Annotated in this window: 15 protein-coding genes; 6 read left to right on the top strand and 9 right to left on the bottom strand. The window is 42.2% G+C overall.

All coding sequences use genetic code 11. From position 1 onward, the window contains the following. Window positions 1-479: 479 nt before the first annotated feature. Both nifV and AC2JBO_RS10055 read right to left on the bottom strand, forming a co-directional pair. A complete protein-coding gene (gene nifV / locus AC2JBO_RS10060) occupies window positions 480-1610 on the bottom strand; it encodes a homocitrate synthase (RefSeq protein WP_496953505.1) in 1131 nt (376 codons plus the stop codon). A gap of 217 nt (window positions 1611-1827) precedes the next feature. After that, on the bottom strand, window positions 1828-1992 hold the full coding sequence (locus AC2JBO_RS10055; RefSeq protein ID WP_496953504.1) for a hypothetical protein: 165 nt from the start codon (window positions 1990-1992) through the stop codon (window positions 1828-1830). A gap of 27 nt (window positions 1993-2019) precedes the next feature. Between AC2JBO_RS10055 and AC2JBO_RS10050 the strand changes: the two genes are divergently transcribed. Continuing rightward, complete coding sequence (locus tag AC2JBO_RS10050) at window positions 2020-2481, top strand: cupin domain-containing protein (protein ID WP_496953503.1); 462 nt, start codon at window positions 2020-2022, stop codon at window positions 2479-2481. Window positions 2482-2620: 139 nt separating this feature from the next. Here the strand turns inward: AC2JBO_RS10050 and AC2JBO_RS10045 are convergent, their stop codons facing one another. Continuing rightward, entirely contained in the window at window positions 2621-3853 is a 1233-nt protein-coding gene (locus AC2JBO_RS10045; RefSeq protein WP_496953502.1) for a glycosyltransferase, read from the bottom strand. A gap of 434 nt (window positions 3854-4287) precedes the next feature. Here AC2JBO_RS10045 and AC2JBO_RS10040 point away from each other — a divergent pair, with 434 nt between their 5' ends. From AC2JBO_RS10040 to AC2JBO_RS10030, 3 genes are all read left to right on the top strand, one after another. Beyond that, window positions 4288-4530 carry a Mo-dependent nitrogenase C-terminal domain-containing protein gene (locus tag AC2JBO_RS10040; RefSeq protein WP_496953506.1) on the top strand — a complete coding sequence of 81 codons (243 nt, stop codon included), beginning with the start codon at window positions 4288-4290 and terminating at the stop codon, window positions 4528-4530. 50 nt (window positions 4531-4580) lie between these two features. Then, a complete protein-coding gene (locus AC2JBO_RS10035; protein ID WP_496953501.1) occupies window positions 4581-7541 on the top strand; it encodes a peptidase domain-containing ABC transporter in 2961 nt (986 codons plus the stop codon). A 213-nt stretch (window positions 7542-7754) separates the two neighbouring features. Continuing rightward, window positions 7755-9401, top strand: coding sequence for a beta-barrel domain-containing protein (locus AC2JBO_RS10030; protein WP_496953500.1), 1647 nt, complete (start codon window positions 7755-7757; stop codon window positions 9399-9401). Between the two features lie 10 nt (window positions 9402-9411). On the opposite strand, the gene AC2JBO_RS10025 is transcribed toward AC2JBO_RS10030, so the two are convergent. Further along, window positions 9412-9861, bottom strand: a complete 450-nt coding sequence (locus tag AC2JBO_RS10025; protein ID WP_496953499.1) for a DMT family transporter — start codon at window positions 9859-9861, stop codon at window positions 9412-9414. Between the two features lie 217 nt (window positions 9862-10078). Here AC2JBO_RS10025 and AC2JBO_RS10020 point away from each other — a divergent pair, with 217 nt between their 5' ends. Together AC2JBO_RS10020 and AC2JBO_RS10015 are read left to right on the top strand one after the other, a co-directional pair. Further along, complete coding sequence (locus tag AC2JBO_RS10020; protein WP_496953498.1) at window positions 10079-10261, top strand: hypothetical protein; 183 nt, start codon at window positions 10079-10081, stop codon at window positions 10259-10261. A gap of 241 nt (window positions 10262-10502) precedes the next feature. Beyond that, on the top strand, window positions 10503-11045 hold the full coding sequence (locus AC2JBO_RS10015; RefSeq protein ID WP_496953497.1) for a GrpB family protein: 543 nt from the start codon (window positions 10503-10505) through the stop codon (window positions 11043-11045). Here the strand turns inward: AC2JBO_RS10015 and AC2JBO_RS10010 are convergent. From AC2JBO_RS10010 to AC2JBO_RS09990, 5 genes are all read right to left on the bottom strand, one after another. Further along, window positions 11023-13290 carry a response regulator gene (locus AC2JBO_RS10010; RefSeq protein WP_496953496.1) on the bottom strand — a complete coding sequence of 756 codons (2268 nt, stop codon included), beginning with the start codon at window positions 13288-13290 and terminating at the stop codon, window positions 11023-11025. The two genes, AC2JBO_RS10015 and AC2JBO_RS10010, sit on opposite strands and share 23 nt — an antisense overlap. A 241-nt stretch (window positions 13291-13531) precedes the next feature. Then, window positions 13532-13972: a retroviral-like aspartic protease family protein gene (locus AC2JBO_RS10005; protein WP_496953495.1), complete on the bottom strand. Its 441-nt coding sequence runs from the start codon at window positions 13970-13972 to the stop codon at window positions 13532-13534. Between the two features lie 325 nt (window positions 13973-14297). Further along, complete coding sequence (locus AC2JBO_RS10000; protein ID WP_496953494.1) at window positions 14298-16283, bottom strand: hybrid sensor histidine kinase/response regulator; 1986 nt, start codon at window positions 16281-16283, stop codon at window positions 14298-14300. Next, window positions 16276-18420, bottom strand: a complete 2145-nt coding sequence (locus AC2JBO_RS09995; protein ID WP_496953493.1) for an ATP-binding protein — start codon at window positions 18418-18420, stop codon at window positions 16276-16278. Before AC2JBO_RS09995 ends, AC2JBO_RS10000 begins: the two co-directional genes overlap by 8 nt. Continuing rightward, on the bottom strand, window positions 18417-19421 hold the full coding sequence (locus AC2JBO_RS09990) for an anti-sigma regulatory factor (RefSeq protein ID WP_496953492.1): 1005 nt from the start codon (window positions 19419-19421) through the stop codon (window positions 18417-18419). Before AC2JBO_RS09990 ends, AC2JBO_RS09995 begins: the two co-directional genes overlap by 4 nt. Between the last annotated feature and the right edge of the window lies 1 nt (window position 19422).

Raw genomic sequence — 19422 nt, 5'->3', positions numbered from 1 at the left:
CTTTGTGTCTTCGTGGTTTATCTCTTTATGGAACCACAAAGGCACAAAGAACACAAAGAAAGACAAGAAAGATAAGAAAGATAAGAAAAAGAGACTTGTGTGTACACGGTAGCTCCTAAGAGGAGATGGGAGCTAATGTATTCCCCCTTCCCTTGTAGGAAAGGGGGTAGGGGGTTAGGTTCTCCACATAATGTGAAAAGTCAGATTTAGGAGAAGAAATCAGCTTCTACCTGTTATCTTTCTAAATCTTAATTATGAATTTGATTATTAACAGTAAACTTGCTCACTATTTAAATTTATATTTGTTTTAAATTTTTTATGTTTTTAACTTCTATTTAGACCTTTCTGTCTAAAATATTAAAGTATTATCTTTAAACTATATATATCTGTAAGGTGGGCAATGCCCACCATACGTAACCTCTAAAACAATTTAGAATTTTACAAATTATTTAGAAAAATCATTAATATAAAAAAACACGTCACTTTACATGAGAAAGCTGTTGTGCTTGTGCTAAATGCAGCAGTTCTTGCGTAGTTAAACTGCGTTTTTTCTCAACAGACTCTTGCCGCACTGCATCTAACACAGATTGGGTTTCTTCTGTACTCAAATTTATACCATGTTGCTCAAGTACACTAGATAACAAGTGGCGCCCTGAATGCTTTCCTACAACCAGGCGCCGTTCTCTGCCTACTTCTTCTGGGGCAAATGGCTCATAGGTATTAGGGTTTTGTAGTACACCATGAGCATGAATACCTGACTCGTGAGCAAAAGTATTTTCACCGACAATTGCTTTCCAAGGTGGTACACCATAACCTGATGCAGATGCGACATATTGAGATATTTCTAGTAAACGAGGGGTGTCGATACCTAAGTCAATATTATGGATGTGTTTAAGAGCCATCACAACTTCTTCTAAAGCTGCGTTTCCAGCTCTTTCACCTAACCCATTAACTGTAGTATTTACAGATAAAGCTCCAGCCTGAATACCTGCAAGCGCGTTGGCAGTTGCTAAACTAAAGTCATTGTGAGTATGCATTTCTACAGGTATCCACAACGCTGTTACCAATTGGTTAACCTTAGTATATATTTTGGAAGGGTCAAGAATACCAACTGTGTCACAATAGCGAAATCGTAATGCCCCCCATTCTTGAGCAAGCGAAACTACGTCAAGCAAAAAACTATCTTCAGCTCTAGAAGAATCTTCTCCACCAACAGATACAAAAAGTCCTTGGTCAACTGCATAGCTAACACTATCTTTAAGTTTTTGTAAAACCGTTCGCCATTGACCTTGAAATTTAGCGTTAATTTGAATTGCAGAAACAGGAATAGATATGTGTACTCGCTTTAAACCACAAGCTATAGAAGCTTGAATATCTGAAATAACCGCGCGATTCCAACCTAACAAATTAGCCCGCAAACCTAATTCATAAATTGTTTTTATTGCATATTGTTCTGCCTCTCCCATTGCTGGAATACCAATTTCTAATTCATGAACACCTATAGCATCAAGAAATGTAGCAATAGCTATTTTTTCTTGTAAGTTGAAAGCAACACCGGCAGCTTGTTCACCATCACGCAGTGTCGTGTCGTTAATTAATACTTGATTCACTTGGGAAATACCTCTAAGAATGATAAAGTTATTGAGTAGAACTTGATTGAAATACTTGAAAGCCAATTGTCTGCTTCTTACTTTCTCACAACAGATTCTTTGAAAGCAAAGAAGTAGGATAGGCGTCCCGCCTGTCTCCAATTAAAAAAATATCCGTTTGTTATCTCGTAGGATATCTGTCCCAGATGTCCTACAAATAGATGGACAGGCGAGATGCCTATCCTACAGGATCAATTTTTCCGTGGGGTTCTCTCAATGGAATATAGGAGCGCAACTTACTAGCAAAATTATTTGTAAAAACGCGCGCTATTTTCCCTAGTTCTTCTCGATTGCTCTCTAAAGTTGAAAATATCAAGCGAAGAGATTGTATTAAGTTAATCATTACCAACACTCTAGGAGGATAAATTTTATGAGTAACCCATTTATAACCATCAATGGTCAAGGACGAAACTATACCTGTGACCCCAATTGGCAAGTATCATTTCTAATGCCAATACAAACCACGGCAGAATATGACTTTGCTGAGAGCAAAATGGGCTACCTCGGCGGTCCTCCACTACACATTCATCCGGAGCAGGATGAAACCCATTACGTTCTGGAAGGACAACTCCGATACAAGATCGGTGAGAAGACGATCGATGCTAACAGTGGCGATTGTATCCACATTCCCAAAGGCACACCTCACGCTTGGATCAATCTGCAACACCAACCAGCCCGCACCGTTGCAGTTTTAAGTCCTGGCAACTCAGAAGGGTTTTTCAAGACTCTGATATCCTCAGCCGAGGCGTTAGACCCTGAATTCCTCGTAAAGCTAGGTCATGAATATGGAACAGAAGTTATTGGACTACCGCTCTTTGCTGATGCCCATTGAGGCATTTTGTAGAAAATTATAACTACCGAAATTCATAAAACGGCGCCATTAACAATTCACTCCAACCCCAATACTGCGTAGGTTGGGTTACGGCTTTGCGTAACCCAACAATGTTTTCGGAGAGTGACACAAAAGGGTTTCAAAATGAATTCTGTGCATAAGCGTCTATCAAGTACTGCGCGGCAGTTTGTGCTGAGTCGGAGCGCACCGCAGTGGCGATGGATTGGGCACGGGCGCCAATATCGGGTTGGAGGGTGTGTTCGAGAGCGTTTGTCAGTGAGTCAGTGGTCGGTGTGCCAGGTGCGTGCGCGGTTCCAATGCCAAGATAATGGATTCGCTGCGCCCAGTAGTGTTGGTCGTAGATTTGGGGAATGACAACTTGAGGTGTACCGACACGGGCAGCTGCGGTTGTGGTGCCTGCTCCGCCATGATGGACGACGGCTGCAACCCGTCTGAACAGTTCTTGCTGGTTGACCTCGCCAATGACCAAGCAGTCGGGTGAGTCGGAAAGGAGTGACAGGTTAGCCCACCCACGCGAGATAATCGCACGGCATCCAAGCGCACGAGCTGTTTGTACTATCACCTGGCTGAGGTTCTGCGGGACATTCATACTGCCGAAGCCAAAGTAGACGGGTGGTTCGCCTGTATCAAGAAACGTCTCTAATTCAGCGGACAGGGGACGTTCATCCGGCAGTATCCATGCGCCGGTTTGAAACACGGTTTGGTTCGCGGGATCAGGCCAGGGCGCCAACGTCGGGTCAGCTGCCAGCCACGGACGGTCTGTGAAGATGTGGCTTTCCACGTCACTAACTCTGGGCAGTCCGACTAATGATCGATGGGAGTTGAGCGAACTGCCGAACATGTCGTTGAAGCGTTCTGCATTCCGAACCCAGAGTTCGTGGTTGTCAACCGTTGCAGGCGCATAGGTGTGTCCCGGTGGAGACAATGGCGGTGGTGCGTGGTGCAGCGATGGCAGAACTACAGGACAGTAGGCGACGAAGACGTAAGGGATGGCCATCACTTCTGCCACTGAGCGTGCGGCGATCTGTAGGGCTGTTGCTCCTACGATGACGTGGCAGCCTTGGGCTGCCGTCGCGATTGTCTCAAATTGGGTGGCGACTGTGGCTTGGGCTAACTGACGACGGCGCTCAAGCGAGGGCGGAGCCGACGTAGCCGATGGGCTAGAGGCATAAGCCTTGGACAGTTCAGGACCAATGGGTGTCACGCTTATGCCGAGGCTGTCGATCCAGTCTCGGAAGTCCGGCGGCACGCACAGGTGAACTTCCTGACCTAGAGACCTTAACTGCAACGCCAGCGCCACCAACGGCTGGACATCGCCCCGTGATCCAATTGTAGACAGCAGCACACGCATTACTTACTCCTCGCGCGTAAGGCAATACCTTCGCCAAAATAAAAGAAGACCTTCTGTAGTAGAGTGATGTTTACTAAACTACAAAGATTGGCACACAGAAAGCCTATGTCAGATATATTAGCACTAATAGTAATAGCACTAATAGTAAAAATTTCTTGCTCAATTGAAAAGTTGTATTTAGATTTCATAGCCAACAGACCAATTAGCAAATACTATCAAACGTGAGCGCAGATTTTTTAATCGCTTCGCGCCCTTTGCGATAGACACACGTAGGAGCTTGAAAAGCTTGGTAAAATTGGTCAAAAAATTATTTCCAAATCGTTTTGCTCTTCCCTACTTATTCTCGATTGCTATCTAAAGTTAAAAGCATCGAGTTAAGAGGCAGTTCAATCATTAGCTTATATTCTGTTCAGTTTGAACTTAATCCCCTAAATCTGATACGCGAATTGCTGGAATCAATAGAGATTAAAAACTCTGATTTTGCTCATTTAATTTGTAAAATAATTCCTGCTCGCTGTCCTTTTGAGCGAGAAGTAAAACTTTTTAAACGCGCGCTATTCCATATTCCTTCTTTGTGCAAATTAAATCCTTTTTACGAGCAATTAGTTGGTTTGCGCTTTAAGTGCCTTTGCTACTTGGCTGATGAATGCGGCGAAGACATCACAGCTTATTGCTAATAATTTCATTTTTTAGTTATTTTTTGAGTTTCTGTAGGAGATACGGTAGTATGACTTACTCAGTTGCTAGCGATCAAGTTCACGAATTTTTAGAGCAAACATTTCCCTTTAATCACCTCAATCCTCAACAGTTACATACAATCATAAAAAAATGTCAACTCGTCCGCTATCGTACTGGACAACCGTTATTTGTCCGGGAAAGTATGCCAACTCAGATAGCGATTATTTATGAAGGAAAAGTTAGGTTATTGGGCTATGACCAACGTACAGAAAAGCCAGCAAGTTTACAAATAGTAGGGACTGGAGAAATTCTTGGCTGGGTAGGATTAGTGCGGGGAGTACCTTGTGAAATTGCAATTGCATCCACAGAAGTAATTTGCATTACGCTACCATCAGCAGATTTTCTGGATCTAATCGCATCGGAGCCTTTATTTACGGAAGCACTATGTAGTAATTGTGTTTTAAGTGAATTATCTGAATTATTGAGTGTTGAACTTAACCGACAAGCAGACGCTAACACAAATCTTAAAGAATTGGCTTTGAAAATTTGGCAAGATGTGACTGTTGTCAATCTGCCAAAGGGTAAAGTTAATATTTCTCAATTTGATTCACAACGAATTTGGCTTGTTAGCAGTGGTGCCGTCGAAAATTTCGCTGCTGGTAGTCGTTTAAATTTTGATGAAATGGGTCAATACTTAAGAATTTCTGGAACACGAGGCACCAGGTTGCTAAGTTTACCATTGAATCTTGGATATAATCAACAATCTGAAATCCGTAATCAAAAATCAAAAATCCAGAATTTAGAAATTTCCTATGCACCCGATGAAGTTCCAAGCTCAGTAACAGAATCTAGTACACAACAAGCTAAATTTCCTTTTGTGCGTGGACGCGGTACAATTGAGGCGCCTCTTGCATGCTTGCAAATGTTAAGTCAGTATTTCGGCGTTTCTTTTCGTCGAGATTTGATTAAAAAAGTCTTACAGAACCAACTTAAAACGGCAAATAATATTTCTCTACAAGTTGCTGGTGCAATAGTAGAAATGGTGGGATTACGCGCGCAATTAATACAAGTACCTGCCACAGCTATTCACCGTATCAAAGCACCAGCGCTAATTCGTTATTGTGAGAGTTTAGCGATTATCTACAACACCACAGAAAAAGAAGTTGTGATGGCAAGTCCAGAATCAGGGATTATCCGTGTAAAACATCATAAATTCACAGATTTATGGTCAAGTGATGGTCAGGTATTGTTGATACAAGCTCCTTTAAACAAGCCTAAAGAAAAATTTAGCTTGCGGTGGTTTTTGCCATCAGTTTATAAATATCGTCGAGTTTTAACAGAAGTATTAATCGCATCGGTCTTTGTTCAGTTATTTGGTCTGGCTAACCCGATAATTACCCAAGTTATTATTGATAAAGTTTTAGTTCAAAAAAGCCTTGATACTCTAGATGTCTTAGGTATATTTTTGTTGGGAGTCGGTATATTTGAGGCTCTGCTTACTACCCTCCGCACCTACTTATTTGTTGACACTACCAACCGCATCGATTTAAGTTTAGGCTCAGAAGTAATCGACCATTTACTTCGGCTTCCTCTATCATTCTTTGAAAAACGCCGAATTGGGGAACTTGCAGGTCGGATGAATGAATTGGAAAATATTCGTTCTTTTCTAACTGGAACTGCTTTAACAGTTGTTTTAGATGCAGTTTTCTCAGTGATTTATATTGCCGTCATGCTGTTTTACAGTTGGATTTTAACACTTGTGGCTTTAGCAACAGTACCTTTGTTTGGTTTATTAACAATGAGTGTTTCTCCAATTATACGGCAACAGTTAAATCATAAAGCTCAACGTCATGCTGATACTCAATCTTATTTAGTCGAAGTCCTTACAGGAATTCAAACGGTTAAGGCTCAAAATATTGAACTAAAATCACGCTGGCAGTGGCAACAACGTCATACTAAGTACATTAGTGCTGGCTTTAAAAATATTATTACATCTACTACAGCTAGCTCTATCAGTGGGTTCTTAAATAAATTGTCTGGCTTTTTGCTGCTGTGGGTAGGCGCCCATCTAGTGTTATCGAATAACTTGACTTTAGGACAGTTAATTGCTTTCCGAATGATTGCAAGTTATGTTACTAGTCCACTACTGCGTTTAATTCAACTTTGGCAGAACTTTCAAGAAACAGCTTTGTCTATTGAACGCCTAGGTGATGTTCTTGATGCACCTCAAGAAATTGATGAATCTAACAGTAAAAATATTACGCTGCCTGAAATTAAAGGTACAGTGGCATATGAAGGAATATCTTTTGGTTTTAATCCAAATGTCGCCTTGCAGTTAATTAATATTAATTTAGAAATTCCTGCGGGTTCATTTGTCGGTATTGTTGGTCAAAGCGGTTCTGGTAAAAGCACTTTAACTAAGTTGGTACAAAGACTTTACGAACCAACAGCAGGAAGGGTAAAAATTGATGGTTACGATATTAGTAAAGTCGAGCTTTATTCACTGCGGCGCCAAATAGGTACAGTTTTGCAAGACACACTGTTATTTAACGGCACAATTCAAGAAAATATTGCTTTAACAAATCCCGAAGCTAGTTCCGAAAATATTATCGAAGCTGCCAAAATAGCTGCTGCCCATGATTTTATTATGTCGTTACCAGATGGGTATAACACAATGGTGGGAGAACGAGGTTCTGCTTTATCTGGTGGACAGCGACAACGAATAGCTATCGCGCGGACTGTAATGCAAAATCCTAACTTATTAATTTTGGACGAAGCAACCAGCGCCCTTGACTATAATTCTGAACGCCAAGTATGTCAAAACCTAGCCGAAGCTTTCCGCAATCGCACAGTCTTTTTTATTACTCATCGCCTTAGTACAGTAAAAAATGCCGAATTAATTTTAGTTATGGATAAAGGGGTTGTGGTTGAACAAGGTACTCATAAAGAGTTAATGGCACTTAAAGGAAGTTATTATTGCCTTTATCAACAACAAGAATCACAATTATAGGAATTGATCCCCCCTAACCCCCCGCGTGGAAGGGGGGAACAACATTTCAAAGTCCGCCTTAATAAGGTAAAGACAAGATTTCAAAGTCCGCCTTAATAAGGTAAAGACAAGATTTAAAGCCCCCCTTATTAAGGGGGGTTGGGGGGATTTAATCTGTCAGCGAAAAGTATTAACGTCCTACTTATCTTCATTAAAATCACAGAAATTAAAACCATGACCTCTGCAAACTTTCCCGACCAATCTCTTGTTTTAGAACGCCCAAAAATTTCCTCCAGAATATTTACATGGCTGATAATTAGCCTTACTGCTTCTGGAATAGCGTGGGCATCTTTAGCCAAAATAGAAGAAGCCATTCCTGCAACTGGAAAATTAGAACCTCAAGGTTTTGTACAAGAAGTTAAAGCCGCAAATGGAGGTGTAGTACGTGAGATTTACGTTCATGATGGTCAAAAGGTTAAAAAAGGAGAAATTCTGCTAAGTTTTGATCCCACAGTACCAAGAGCCGAACTAGAATCACTCAATAAACTTAGAGATTCATTGGTACAAGAAAACCAATTTTACACTACAGAAGTCATTAGCAACGTATCTACAGGAAAACCATCAAATTTACAAATATTAACGCAACTAAGAACTAAATTAATATCCGAAAATCAGGCTTTTAAATCTTTATTACCAGGTATTAATCAACACAATACAGATAAATTAAATAGTAATCAACAACAACTAGTAATAGCAAGTCGCGCGGAACTACAATCTCGCCAAGCAGCCGCGCGTTCACAAGTTACTGAGTTACAAACACAACTTAATGAGGTACGAGTACAATTAATCGGCACCCAAAAGCAATTACCAATCGCCCAAGCACAGTCAGAAACCGCTAAGGTACAATTAATAACGGCTCAGGAACAATTGCCAGCAGCACAGCAACGTGAAGCTATAGCTAAACAAATTTTATCTACAGATAAAAATATTTTAGATAGATTGGCGCCTTTAGCATCGCAAGGAGCAATTTCAGTTGTACAAGCCCAACAACAGCGGCAAAAAGTATTAACGCGCGCTCAAGAAATATCTTCAAGCCAAGCGGAAATATTAACACGCCAAAAAGAAATTGCTGCCGCAAAAGGTGAAATTAGTAACCGTCAAAGAGAAATTGTCAATGCTCAAGCTGAAATAGCTCGTCTTAAGGAAGAAGAACAACGTATCAACGCGACAGTTACCAAGGCACAAGCACAGTTACAAAATACTGTTGATTTAAATGCCAAAGAAATTTTGACTAAAATTACTGACAACGACAAAAAGATTGCCGAAATTGATAGCCAACTTAGTCGAGCCAAACTAGATAACCAAAAAAAGATTAATGAGATAGATGCTCAAATCAGTAAAGCAAAATTAACGCTTCAGTATGAAGAACTTCGGGCGCCTACAGATGGAGTAGTATTTAATTTACAAGCTCACTCTGCTGGGTTTGTAGCAAATACCACTCAGCCAATATTGAGTATTGTACCGAGTGAAAATTTAGTAGCTCATGTGTTTATAACGAATAAAGATATCGGATTCGTAAAAGAAGGTATGGGTGCCGATATCAATATCGAATCTTTCCCAGACAGAGAATTTGGCAGCGTCAAAGGGAAATTAATATGGGTTGGTTCCGATGCTTTACCTCCAACCCAAGAACGACCATTTTATAATTTCCCAGCCAAAATTCAGCTAGATGGTAAATCACTGTCAATAGATGGCAAAAAACTACCATTACAATCTGGGATGGCAGTTAATTGTAGTATAAAGATACGCAAGCGCACTGTTTTAAGCATTTTTACCGACATGTTTCATAAAAAAGTTAAGAGCTTAGAGACAGTTAGATAAGCTACTTTGTTTACCGTTTTTGAATAAGGATTACTCCAACAAGTAGTAACACCGTTCCCAAGACGCGCGACAGGTTAAGAGAAATTTGGGTAATACCAAACGCACCAGTAGTATCAAGGATGAGCGCCGCAAGCATTTGTCCGGCAATCACTAAAGAAAAAACTACTGCGGCGCCTAATTTCGGGATTGCAATTAGGGACGCGACAAGATAGTAAGCAGCAAATATCCCACCGAACCAAGCCCACAGGGGAAGAGAATTAAAAGCTGGGATCGAGCCACGGGGTGTTGCTCCGCTAACCCACACTAGAGCTAGTGAAAGGAGAGTTAAGAATACTGAGATAATTGTGGTGAGAACCGGAGAGCCAGTTGATACTCGCAAGCGCGCGTTCCAAGCCATCTGTATGGTAAGACCTGCACCGCCAAGCGCGACCAAAATAAACAAGACAAATCGAGTAAACATGATTAAGTGCTTTCGTTTAGAGGGAGCAAGTAAAAACTCCGCTCCGACGAAGTTTACCGGATGCAGTAAACCGAGAGCAACTCACTAACCTTCTAACCTTCCTTGCACTACAATAAAAAATTATCTTTGACCTTCCCTAGTTCTTCCCGATTGCTCTTTAACCTTACAAATATAAACTAATGGATTATAACTTGGAGATTACAAAAGGATTAAATGAATGAATAATATTGAAAATAAACAATTCTTAATCAATTATCTAAACAAATCAAAAAAAAATAGTCGAGGTAAAACTATTAATAAAGAAAATACAGAAAATAGGAGTACCGAAACTAAACAAACTGCTGCAATGAGATTAGTAAAATTTCTTTTGAGTAATCGCATTCAAAATCAAGAAAAATAGAAACATATGCATAATTCTTCCTTTGCGTCCTTTGCGTTCTTTGCGGTTCGTTTTTTCTACACCCCAAAATTAATGACACGAACCAGTATTGCTTTGTGTCCTTTGTGTCTCTGTGGTTCATTCTTCTCTCCGTGTACTCTGTGTACTCTGTGGTAAAAAATATCTGAATGCACAGGCGAGACGCCTATGCTACAACGCCCCAAAACTATTTATACAGACCACTATAAGGAGGATATGCAAAATGGAAGCCCGCTCCCTATATACTTTCACAAACTATTCGCCAGAATGGCAGTTTGAGTTCGAGCGAGAAGCCAAACGACTCCAAGCATTACTCGGTGATGGGTTGATTGCTATCCATCATATTGGTAGCACATCAGTTTCAGGATTGGCAGCAAAGCCCATTATCGATTTGCTACCTTTGGTTCGCAACATTGAGTATGTAGACAACCTAACCGCGCGCTTTCAGGAATTAGGTTACAAAGCGTGGGGAGAGTACGGGCTAAAAGGGCGACGTTTTTTCACTAAAGATAGTGGTGTCTACCGAACCCACAACGTGCAATTGAAGCCAATGAGGCAGGATTGCGTTTTTGGAAAAAAATGGGATTCGAGATTGTACGTAAAACATTGTAGGTCAAAAATTATCTTTGACCTTCTACGGTTTTGTGAGGCACCCAATGTATCTTGGAGCAATACTACTTTTTATAGGGCGCCAATGCTAATAGGTTCTAAATATGGTATTTTTATCCGTGCAGACAGATGTGCTACAATTCGCGCGAGGCTGTAAATTGATATAGAGATTGTAATGTCAATCCATCTGTTGGATACTCAGCAATACCAAAACTAAATGTTACTTGAAAACGACTGTTATCTGGTGCGGTAAATACTTGCTGTCGCAAAGTAATTAAGATTTCACCTAAACAGTCGCTTGCTTGTTGTTTCGTTAAACCAGGCATTCCAACTACAAATTCCCCGTTTCCCCAATAGCCCAATACCTCATTACCCCGAAAAGTATTTTGGAACAGGCGCCCCCATTTGTGTAAAACTTGGTTTCCTATAGCATGACCATACTGTATATTTATCTGCCGCAAATCAATAATATTGAATACTACCAGACAAAAGGGTTTGCAAATGCGTTGTAGGTCATAACTTGATTGAGGTTGATTTGCTAATCCAGTTACAGGGTCTTTAGTAGAAAGGTTCTCAATTAAACGGATGCGTTCCAAACGATTGGTAATACGAGTTAACAGTTCAACTGCCACAACTGGTTTGCTGATATAATCGTCGGCGCCACTTGCAAACACTTTTTGAATGGTTTCGCGGTCGCAACGTGCGGTAAGAAACAAAATTGGTAGTCCTTGCCAGTCTGGGTCAGTGCGAACTGCTTGACAAAGTTCAATACCGTTGATTTGCGGCATGTCCACATCTAATATTAATAGGTTGGGAGCAGTAGACCGCAACACTTCCCAAAAGCGTAAGGGGTCATCTAATCCTGTCATCCGAATACCCCAAGGTTCCAACATTGGACGCAACGCCGCCAAAAATACCGGGTCATCATCGACTACTAATATATTTACGCTAGAAGAGTGGTTACGCTGCAATAGTTGGGTTGCTGTATCCCAAACTCGCTCTGCTGTCACAGGTTTAACTAAAAACCCCTGCGCGCCAGCACGAGTTGCCATAACCCGATCTAATAGCCCCGAAGCTGATGTTATTAATAATACTGGTATAGGTGGTGTCCGCGCGGCTAGTTTAGATAGCAACGCTAAACAATCAGACTGTCCTGTAGTGTCCACATCAAGCACCACCAAATCAGGAGAGTGAGACTGAAGCCAAGTTTCAGCTAATTTCAAAGTTGCCAACTGTTTCCAACTCAAGTCCAAAGAAGACGCCGTATTTTGTAACTCTTGACCTAAAATTGGGTTGGGGTCAATCAACAGTAGTCGAGGTTCTGGAGACGAAGACGGTTGTGATTCTCCCAAATCCAGCATCTCATCCAATTCGCGCACCAAATCTAAAAATTTTTGTTCCTGGGCAGGTTGTAATGCTTCATCTGAACTCAAAATTTTTTCAATATTGCGCGCTAATATAGTTCCTGCTTCCCGCTCAAACATCCCCAACACACCAGCAAGCTTATGCGCTGCCTGCTTTGCACTTTGGCGAGCGGAGTCAGTGAGGTTTCCTGCTTTTATTTCCGTAGCGCAAGAATGTAAAGCCTCCAAACGTTCAACCATCAACCCTCGATACTGTTGCCACAGCTTACTAATACCCTGCTGAAACTGCTGCTCAACAGATGTAGACGGAGCGGTAGAAAGATTACTTACTTGTTTTCTTATCCCCTTGTCCCCTTCATCCTCCCCCACACCTTCGCGCAATTTATACCCTAAACCATACACATTTTCAATCCAGTCCACAGCTCCAACTTTTTTCAGCTTTTGCCGCAGTCCTTTAATATGTGCTTTAACACTTTCCTCTAAAGGGGGATCGTCAAACGTCCACAGTTGGTCAACTAGTTGTCCACGACTAAAAACTCGCGATGGATTCCGTAAAAATACTTCCAATAGAGTGTATTCTTTTGGAGTTAATGCCAGGAGTTTTTCTCCGTAACTAACCTCACAACTGCGAGGGTCTAAACGTAAATTGCCTGCTTGTAAAACAGTTGTAGGAGAAACTTCGCCACGTCGTAATAATGCCCGTATCCTTGCTTGAAGTTCTTCTAAATTTAAAGGTTTAACTAAATAGTCGTCGGCGCCTGCATCTAGTCCATGAATTCTATCTACATTGGCATCTCTAGCAGTTATAAGCAGCACTGGTGTAGAACAACCAGAAGCACGTAACTTTTGACATACTTTTATACCATCAAGTACAGGTAGCCCAACATCCATTAGAATTAGGTCGTAACTCGTGCTTTGAGCATATTCCAATCCTGTTTGACCATCCTCGATAGTGTCAACAATATAGTGCTGGCTCCTTAGAGATTGCACCAGTACACCTTGCAACACTTCGTCGTCTTCTATTAACAAAATTCGCATTAAGAGAAGCCCTCAGTATAGAATGAATGCATCTGATAATGCTATTATCTAAGAAGAGTAAATCTATTTCTAGCTGAAAGTTACAATTTTTAGTCACATGTGCAATTAATTGAGCAGTTATAACGTATCTGGGAACCCTCATAGCCTTAATTTTTTCATCCATCCTTTGATAGACTTTTTTTAGATAACCTCCAAATTATTCGCAAAGGAAAGTTACGCCTATTCATTTATATATTATTTATCAAATAGTTAAATAAGTCTCTGTTGGACTAATTGGCAAAACTTTAAGGTGCTGATTTTTAAGGTCTAATTCTAAACCTAATGCTTCAAGTGGAATTACACCTAACAACGGATTTTTTCCTCCCGGTAATTCTAAGCACTCAAAAGTTCCTTCTCTGCCAGCAACGCTGATTTTTGCGTCCTGAAAAACTCTTGTTGTTCCAATACCCATAGCGGTAACAACATCAACCTCTTTTAATACTCTCAAACCTAACTTCGCAATAACATCTGCTGGCAAGCACAAAGTTGTAGCTCCTGTATCGACTAATACATTCTCAAGTGTAACTGAACGCACTTGCTCTTTTGATATCGTCCCATCTTCAGCACGAATTTGGTCCGCGTTATTAATTACAGTTAGATTTGTAAGAACTTTACCCATTTGGTTGTTATCTTTAACTTGCATACCTGGTCTCCTTAATTACCACTAAAAATGGAAATCTTGAGCATTTGTATTATATATCATATGATTAATTTAGAGTTGATTTATAAAGTAAATATTAAATATCTGTAGGTTGGGTGTAGCGACAGCGCAACCCAACATAATGATTAAGAACGTTGGGTTACGCAAAGCCTTCACCCAACCTGCGTTTTAGCGGACTTAAAATTTTCTTTATAAATGACCTCTAAAAATAAATTAATTGTATCAACTTGAAGTTCAAAAAGGAACGAAAAGGTGAGCGCAAATACAGCGATATTTAACTGTACGAGCGTATGGACAGGCGGGACGCCTATCCTACGATGGTTAAAATAGCTTGTATTAATACGTCTGGGTCAATTGGTTTGGAAATATGTTGTTGAAATCCGGCACCCAGTGCAAGTTGTTGATCAATTTCTCCTGCATAAGCAGTGAGGGCGATGGCTGGAATTGTTCCGCCCTGCTCAGGCGCCTGGTTTCTAATTTGACGAATTAGTGTATAGCCATCCATATCGGGCATACCAATATCGCTAATTAGCAAATCAAATTTTGCTTGCTCCAAACTGTTTAAGGCTTTACTAGCTGAATCCGCTGCCGTCACTTGCACCCCGTACTGTTCTAGCAGGAACGCGATGAGTTCCCGCGAATCTGTGTCATCGTCTACAAGCAGCGCTTGTAATCCATTTAAATTAAAGTCTGAGCGAAGAAGAGACGCAGTATCATCTTGATTTAGTTTTACCACAGCGAATGGAAGCTTGACTATAAATGTTGCTCCTTGCCCTTCTCCAAGACTCGCTGCTTCAACGGTTCCTCCGTGCAGTTCAACCAAATAACGAACAATTGCTAACCCTAACCCCAACCCTCCAAATTTTCGGGTCGTTGTGCCATCAGCTTGGCGGAAGTAGTCAAAAACGTAGGGCAGAAAGTCAGCAGAAATACCCCTGCCGTTGTCGCTGACAGTGATTTGAGCGTATTCCTTTAGATGAGTATCAACTTCATTTATCGCCTCAACTTCATCCTTTACCCTTTTTAACTGCACCTCTACTCGACCACCTTGTGGGGTAAATTTAATCGCGTTGGCAAGTAAATTCCAAACTACCTGTTGCAGGCGCCCAGAATCACCCAGCACTTGCCCAACTTCAGATTCAATATTTAATTCAATTTGAATTGATTTTACTTCAGCAGCTAGCCGCACGGTTTCAAGAGCAGCTTTGATAGTGAATGCTAGACTGATTGGAACAAAGTTCAAAGTCAACTTGCCTTGGAGAATACGCGATACATCGAGTAAATCCTCGATCAGTTGTGCTTGTAGTTTAGCGTTGCGTTCAATCGTTTCGAGTGCATACTGAGTTTTGGCTGCATCTTGCTGACTTGTTAGCAAAATTTTTGCCCAACCCAAAATTGGATTTAGGGGTGATCGCAATTCATGAGACAGTACTGCCAAAAACTCATCTTTGATTCGGTTCGCTTGCTGTGCTTGCTCAGTTTGTTGTTGCAAAGAGAGCATCAACTGATTGAGGCTTAAGTTCTGCTGTTGCAGTAACGCTTCTGCTTGTTTACGTTCGGTAATATCGGACAAAATGAAAACGGCGCCAGTGAGAGTCCCATGCTGGTCAAATACCGGGTCGATGGTTTTGGCAAACCACCGTCCTTGGGAGTGAAATTCTAGAACTTGACGTTGGTGAGTTTCTTTAGCTCGCCTAAAACAGATTCCGTCACCCATTCCCATTTCTTTCCGCATCAACTCATGGTAAGCAAAACCTAAGATTTCGTGGTGGGGCTTGCAAAAAAGCTGCATCATTGCTTGATTACAGCGCAGTATTATACCTTCCTGGTCTACCAAACATACACCGTCGTTGATAGAGTCAAACGTGCTTTGCCACTCCCGTGCTGATGACCGAGCAACTTCCTCTGCGCGTCGAATTCGCAACAGAGATCGCACGGTGGCAAGCAGTTCGATTGGTTCAACGGGTTGTATAAGATAAGCATCGGCGCCACTGTCCAAGCCTTCTGCCTTATCCTTGCTTTGGGTACAGGTAGCAGAAAGGTGTAGTACGGGAATAAAAGCCGTTTCGGGATTTGCCTTAATTTGGCGACATACCTCAAAGCCACTCAAATCTGGTAATTTTACATCCAGAATTACCAGAGCAGGTTGATACTCGGCAACTGCCTTTAATCCAGTTGCTCCAGTTGCTGCTTCCACGACAGTAAAGTTAGCATTTTGCAAAATACGGGACACAATGTAACGATTGGCTTCATTATCGTCAACATGCAGGATTTTTACCTGTGGCTCAGACATTGTTTTTCCCCCAATCACCTAAAACCAGTCCGCCTAGTACGAGCGCATCTTGAAGTTGAGCAATCGCTGCCGTTTGAGAGCCTGTTTCTTTGGAAAGAATTGCAATACTTTGTTCTGTTAACCGCCTTTGCACTTCTGCATCCAGTTGTGCAGATGAGTGGATGATCACAGGAATTGACTTAGTGAGGGGATTATTCTTAAGCTGCTGAAGTACATCGAACCCGGTCATAGAAGGCATCTCTAAATCAAGCACAATCGCGTTTGGCTGCTCACGTTGTGCAAGATTTAATCCTTCCTGTCCGTTTGCGGCTTCTAAAATACTCAACGGTGTACTTACCAACAGCTGTTTTACAAAATACCGATAGGCGGGGTCATCGTCAATTAATAAGATTTTTTGACTCTTATTTTTACTAATTAGGGTATTGAGTTTGTTCAACAAAGGCCATCTGTCTACAGGCTTAATTAGAAAGCCGTCAGCTCCTAGCGCTAGTGCTTGCTTCTCATTATCAATAATGGTAATAACGAGTACAGGGATGTTGCTAGTCGTTTCCGAAGCTTTGATTTCTCGCAAGAACGTCCACCCGTTTTCTCCTTCTAGCATAATATCTAGCATAATTGCCGTTGGCTGAAGTTGTTGTAAAGCAAGCCTAGCAGTAGCTAAAGTGCGGGTTGCAATTAATTGATAAGTTGACTCCTGAAGGTGCTTTTCGTAAATAAATAGTGTTTCAGGATGATCTTCAATCACCAAAATGGGCAAACGAGTTGGCTCAAGTGATGGAGGTTGCATCCGGGTGGGAAATTCAGTTGCGTGTGGGTAGACAATTGGAATCGATGCTGTAAAGGTGGAGCCAGTACCCAAAACACTTGTAACCGAAACGCTGCCACCGAGTAGCTCCGCCAGCTTTCGCGATAACGGCAATCCTAACCCGGTTCCCTTTACCTGCTTTTGCAGAGGGGACTCAATTTGCACAAAATCCTCAAAAATGCGCTCAAGATCAGCTGAAGCAATACCGATGCCCGTATCAGATACTGAGAAGATCACAGTATAACCTGTTTGCACAGCGGTTACGCGCACTTCTCCCTGCTCGGTAAATTTAAGCGCATTCGAGACAAAGTTTCTGAGAATTTGAGCGACTTTGCCCTCATCGGTATAAAGATTTGGTATGTCATTGGGTTCCTCGACAATTAGCGCGACAGAGGCGCCTTGAACCAATAATGGACGCAGCATTCCCCGCAGCGTGCCAAACAAGTCGCTAACTTCAAAGGAACTGGGACGCACTTCAGTTTTTCCAGCTTCCACCTTTGCCAAATCCAGCAGGTCGTTGATCAGTTCTGATAATCCGCTCGCCGCATGACGGATAAATGTTACCTGTTTTTCTTGCTCGGCGCCCAAATCGCCATCCATTCGTGCTAGCAACATCCGAGAAAGCGACAAAATCGAGTTAATCGGCGTGCGAAACTCGTGGCTCATATTCGAGAGAAAACGGGTTTTTAGCTCGTTTGCCTGCTGCAAAGAACTTGCCTTCTCATCCAGTTCCGCATAGAGGGCAATTACACCGCGATTGGTATCTTCGAGTTCTCGGTTGAGGTGCGTTAATTCTTCCTCGCGCTTTCGTAGCTCTGCCATTGCCCGCAGTAACTCCTGGTTTTGTCGCTGGATTTCTTCATAGGGATTTTCGGGTTCGCTACCAATCACGGTTTCTCGAATTTGTTGCAATTGAGAATCGGTGAAAGTAGGTGTGCGCTTCGATAACCTTTTGCTCATCACCACCGTTATTCCCTGTTCTGACGATTCAATCTCAAACAAATCCATTAGCCTGCGGGCGCCCACGATACCCAGCCCCATTCCTGTGTGAGAGGTGTAGCTTCCTGCCAAAACGTCTGCCAAATGAGGAATGCCCCCACCCCGGTCTTGTATTTTAATCAAAAACGTCTGAGGCTCTCTTTCCAAATAAAATTCAACTCTTCCGCCTTTGGCATATTGAAATGCATTGCGGGCAATTTCCGAAACTGCCGTTGCCAATCGTACCTGATCTTGACTATCAAAGTCCAACGCGGAGGCAAGTGAGCGAGTTCGTTGCCGAGCTTGTACAACATCCTGTTGATAGTGGATTTCGAGCGCAAAAAGGATTGTCATTTGCCCATTCCTTTTGCTACTAACACTGTCACATCGTCCCGTTCTCGGTTAAAGTCTCGGTATAGCACACCCGCAATTAGGCTGGGATGTTTTTGACTCAAACCGGGATAACTTGAAAGGCGCCACCTAGCACTTAATCCGTCAGAATGCATAATTAAAAGTCCATTCTCGAACCAAGGATAGCTAAACTCTTGAATTTTGCGGATTTCATGCCCGACCGTGCCATTGTGAGACAGTAAATTTTTATGTTCAGTAAACGATAAAATGGTAGCAGTAATGTTGCCAATTCCAGCAAAACGCAAAGACTCTTGTTCAAAGTCGATTTCGGCAATGGCTAGTACTGCTCCTCGTGTACTTCGCAAGGCTGCGTGGGCAGCTTCCACAATCGCACTAGGAGAAAGATGATGATTGTCTTGAAAGATTCTTACGGCTAAGACGGCAGCACTGGCAGCTCCAGCCCCATGTCCTAGCCCATCGACTACTAGAAATAAGCTGCGGCGACTCGCGATACATGCCCAAGCATCTCCTGAAACGTCCTCCCCTCGTTTGGGCAAACATATCACTCCAATTTCTAAGGTTTTTTCCGACGGTTGCCGTGTCTTCACTGACCAAAGCTGGGCGAGGAGGGCTGTCCCTTGGTTAGGAATCGAGTAAATTTCAAATAAATCAGAGAGACGACGAATGGCGCCCATTCCATTCCCTGACGTCCCAGCTGTAGAAAAGCCATCTTGCAAACACTTATCTACATCGACCATCCCCGATCCTTTATCGAGCGACAAAACCTCAATGCCGACGGCTAAATCGTGCTTGAGTACCCGCAGCAACAATACTCCGCCTTCTGCGTGCTGCACCAAATTGTTAGCAACCTCTGTCACCACAATCCCAACTTTGCCCCGTTGGGTTTCCTCAAAGCCAAGCCGAGTTGCCAAAGCCATCGCTGCCCGTCGGGCTTCTCCAGTCTGGCTGGATTCAGTAATTGTGATAGCAACAGATTCTTGCATT

The sequence above is a fragment of the Calothrix sp. CBUCES-K 9914 genome (assembly GCF_059640475.1).
The sequence above is the reverse complement of the archived record's forward strand: the minus strand, read 5'-3'. Positions and strand labels throughout refer to the sequence as shown.

Coding starts and splice junctions, on each gene's coding strand:
- AC2JBO_RS10055 (WP_496953504.1), bottom strand. CDS start 1,992: ATGATTAACTTAATACAATCTCTTCGCTTGATATTTTCAACTTTAGAG.
- AC2JBO_RS10050 (WP_496953503.1), top strand. CDS start 2,020: ATGAGTAACCCATTTATAACCATCAATGGTCAAGGACGAAACTATACC.
- AC2JBO_RS10045 (WP_496953502.1), bottom strand. CDS start 3,853: ATGCGTGTGCTGCTGTCTACAATTGGATCACGGGGCGATGTCCAGCCG.
- AC2JBO_RS10035 (WP_496953501.1), top strand. CDS start 4,581: ATGACTTACTCAGTTGCTAGCGATCAAGTTCACGAATTTTTAGAGCAA.
- AC2JBO_RS10030 (WP_496953500.1), top strand. CDS start 7,755: ATGACCTCTGCAAACTTTCCCGACCAATCTCTTGTTTTAGAACGCCCA.
- AC2JBO_RS10025 (WP_496953499.1), bottom strand. CDS start 9,861: ATGTTTACTCGATTTGTCTTGTTTATTTTGGTCGCGCTTGGCGGTGCA.
- AC2JBO_RS10020 (WP_496953498.1), top strand. CDS start 10,079: ATGAATAATATTGAAAATAAACAATTCTTAATCAATTATCTAAACAAA.
- AC2JBO_RS10015 (WP_496953497.1), top strand. CDS start 10,503: ATGGAAGCCCGCTCCCTATATACTTTCACAAACTATTCGCCAGAATGG.
- AC2JBO_RS10010 (WP_496953496.1), bottom strand. CDS start 13,290: ATGCGAATTTTGTTAATAGAAGACGACGAAGTGTTGCAAGGTGTACTG.
- AC2JBO_RS10005 (WP_496953495.1), bottom strand. CDS start 13,972: ATGCAAGTTAAAGATAACAACCAAATGGGTAAAGTTCTTACAAATCTA.
- AC2JBO_RS10000 (WP_496953494.1), bottom strand. CDS start 16,283: ATGTCTGAGCCACAGGTAAAAATCCTGCATGTTGACGATAATGAAGCC.
- AC2JBO_RS09995 (WP_496953493.1), bottom strand. CDS start 18,420: ATGACAATCCTTTTTGCGCTCGAAATCCACTATCAACAGGATGTTGTA.
- AC2JBO_RS09990 (WP_496953492.1), bottom strand. CDS start 19,421: ATGCAAGAATCTGTTGCTATCACAATTACTGAATCCAGCCAGACTGGA.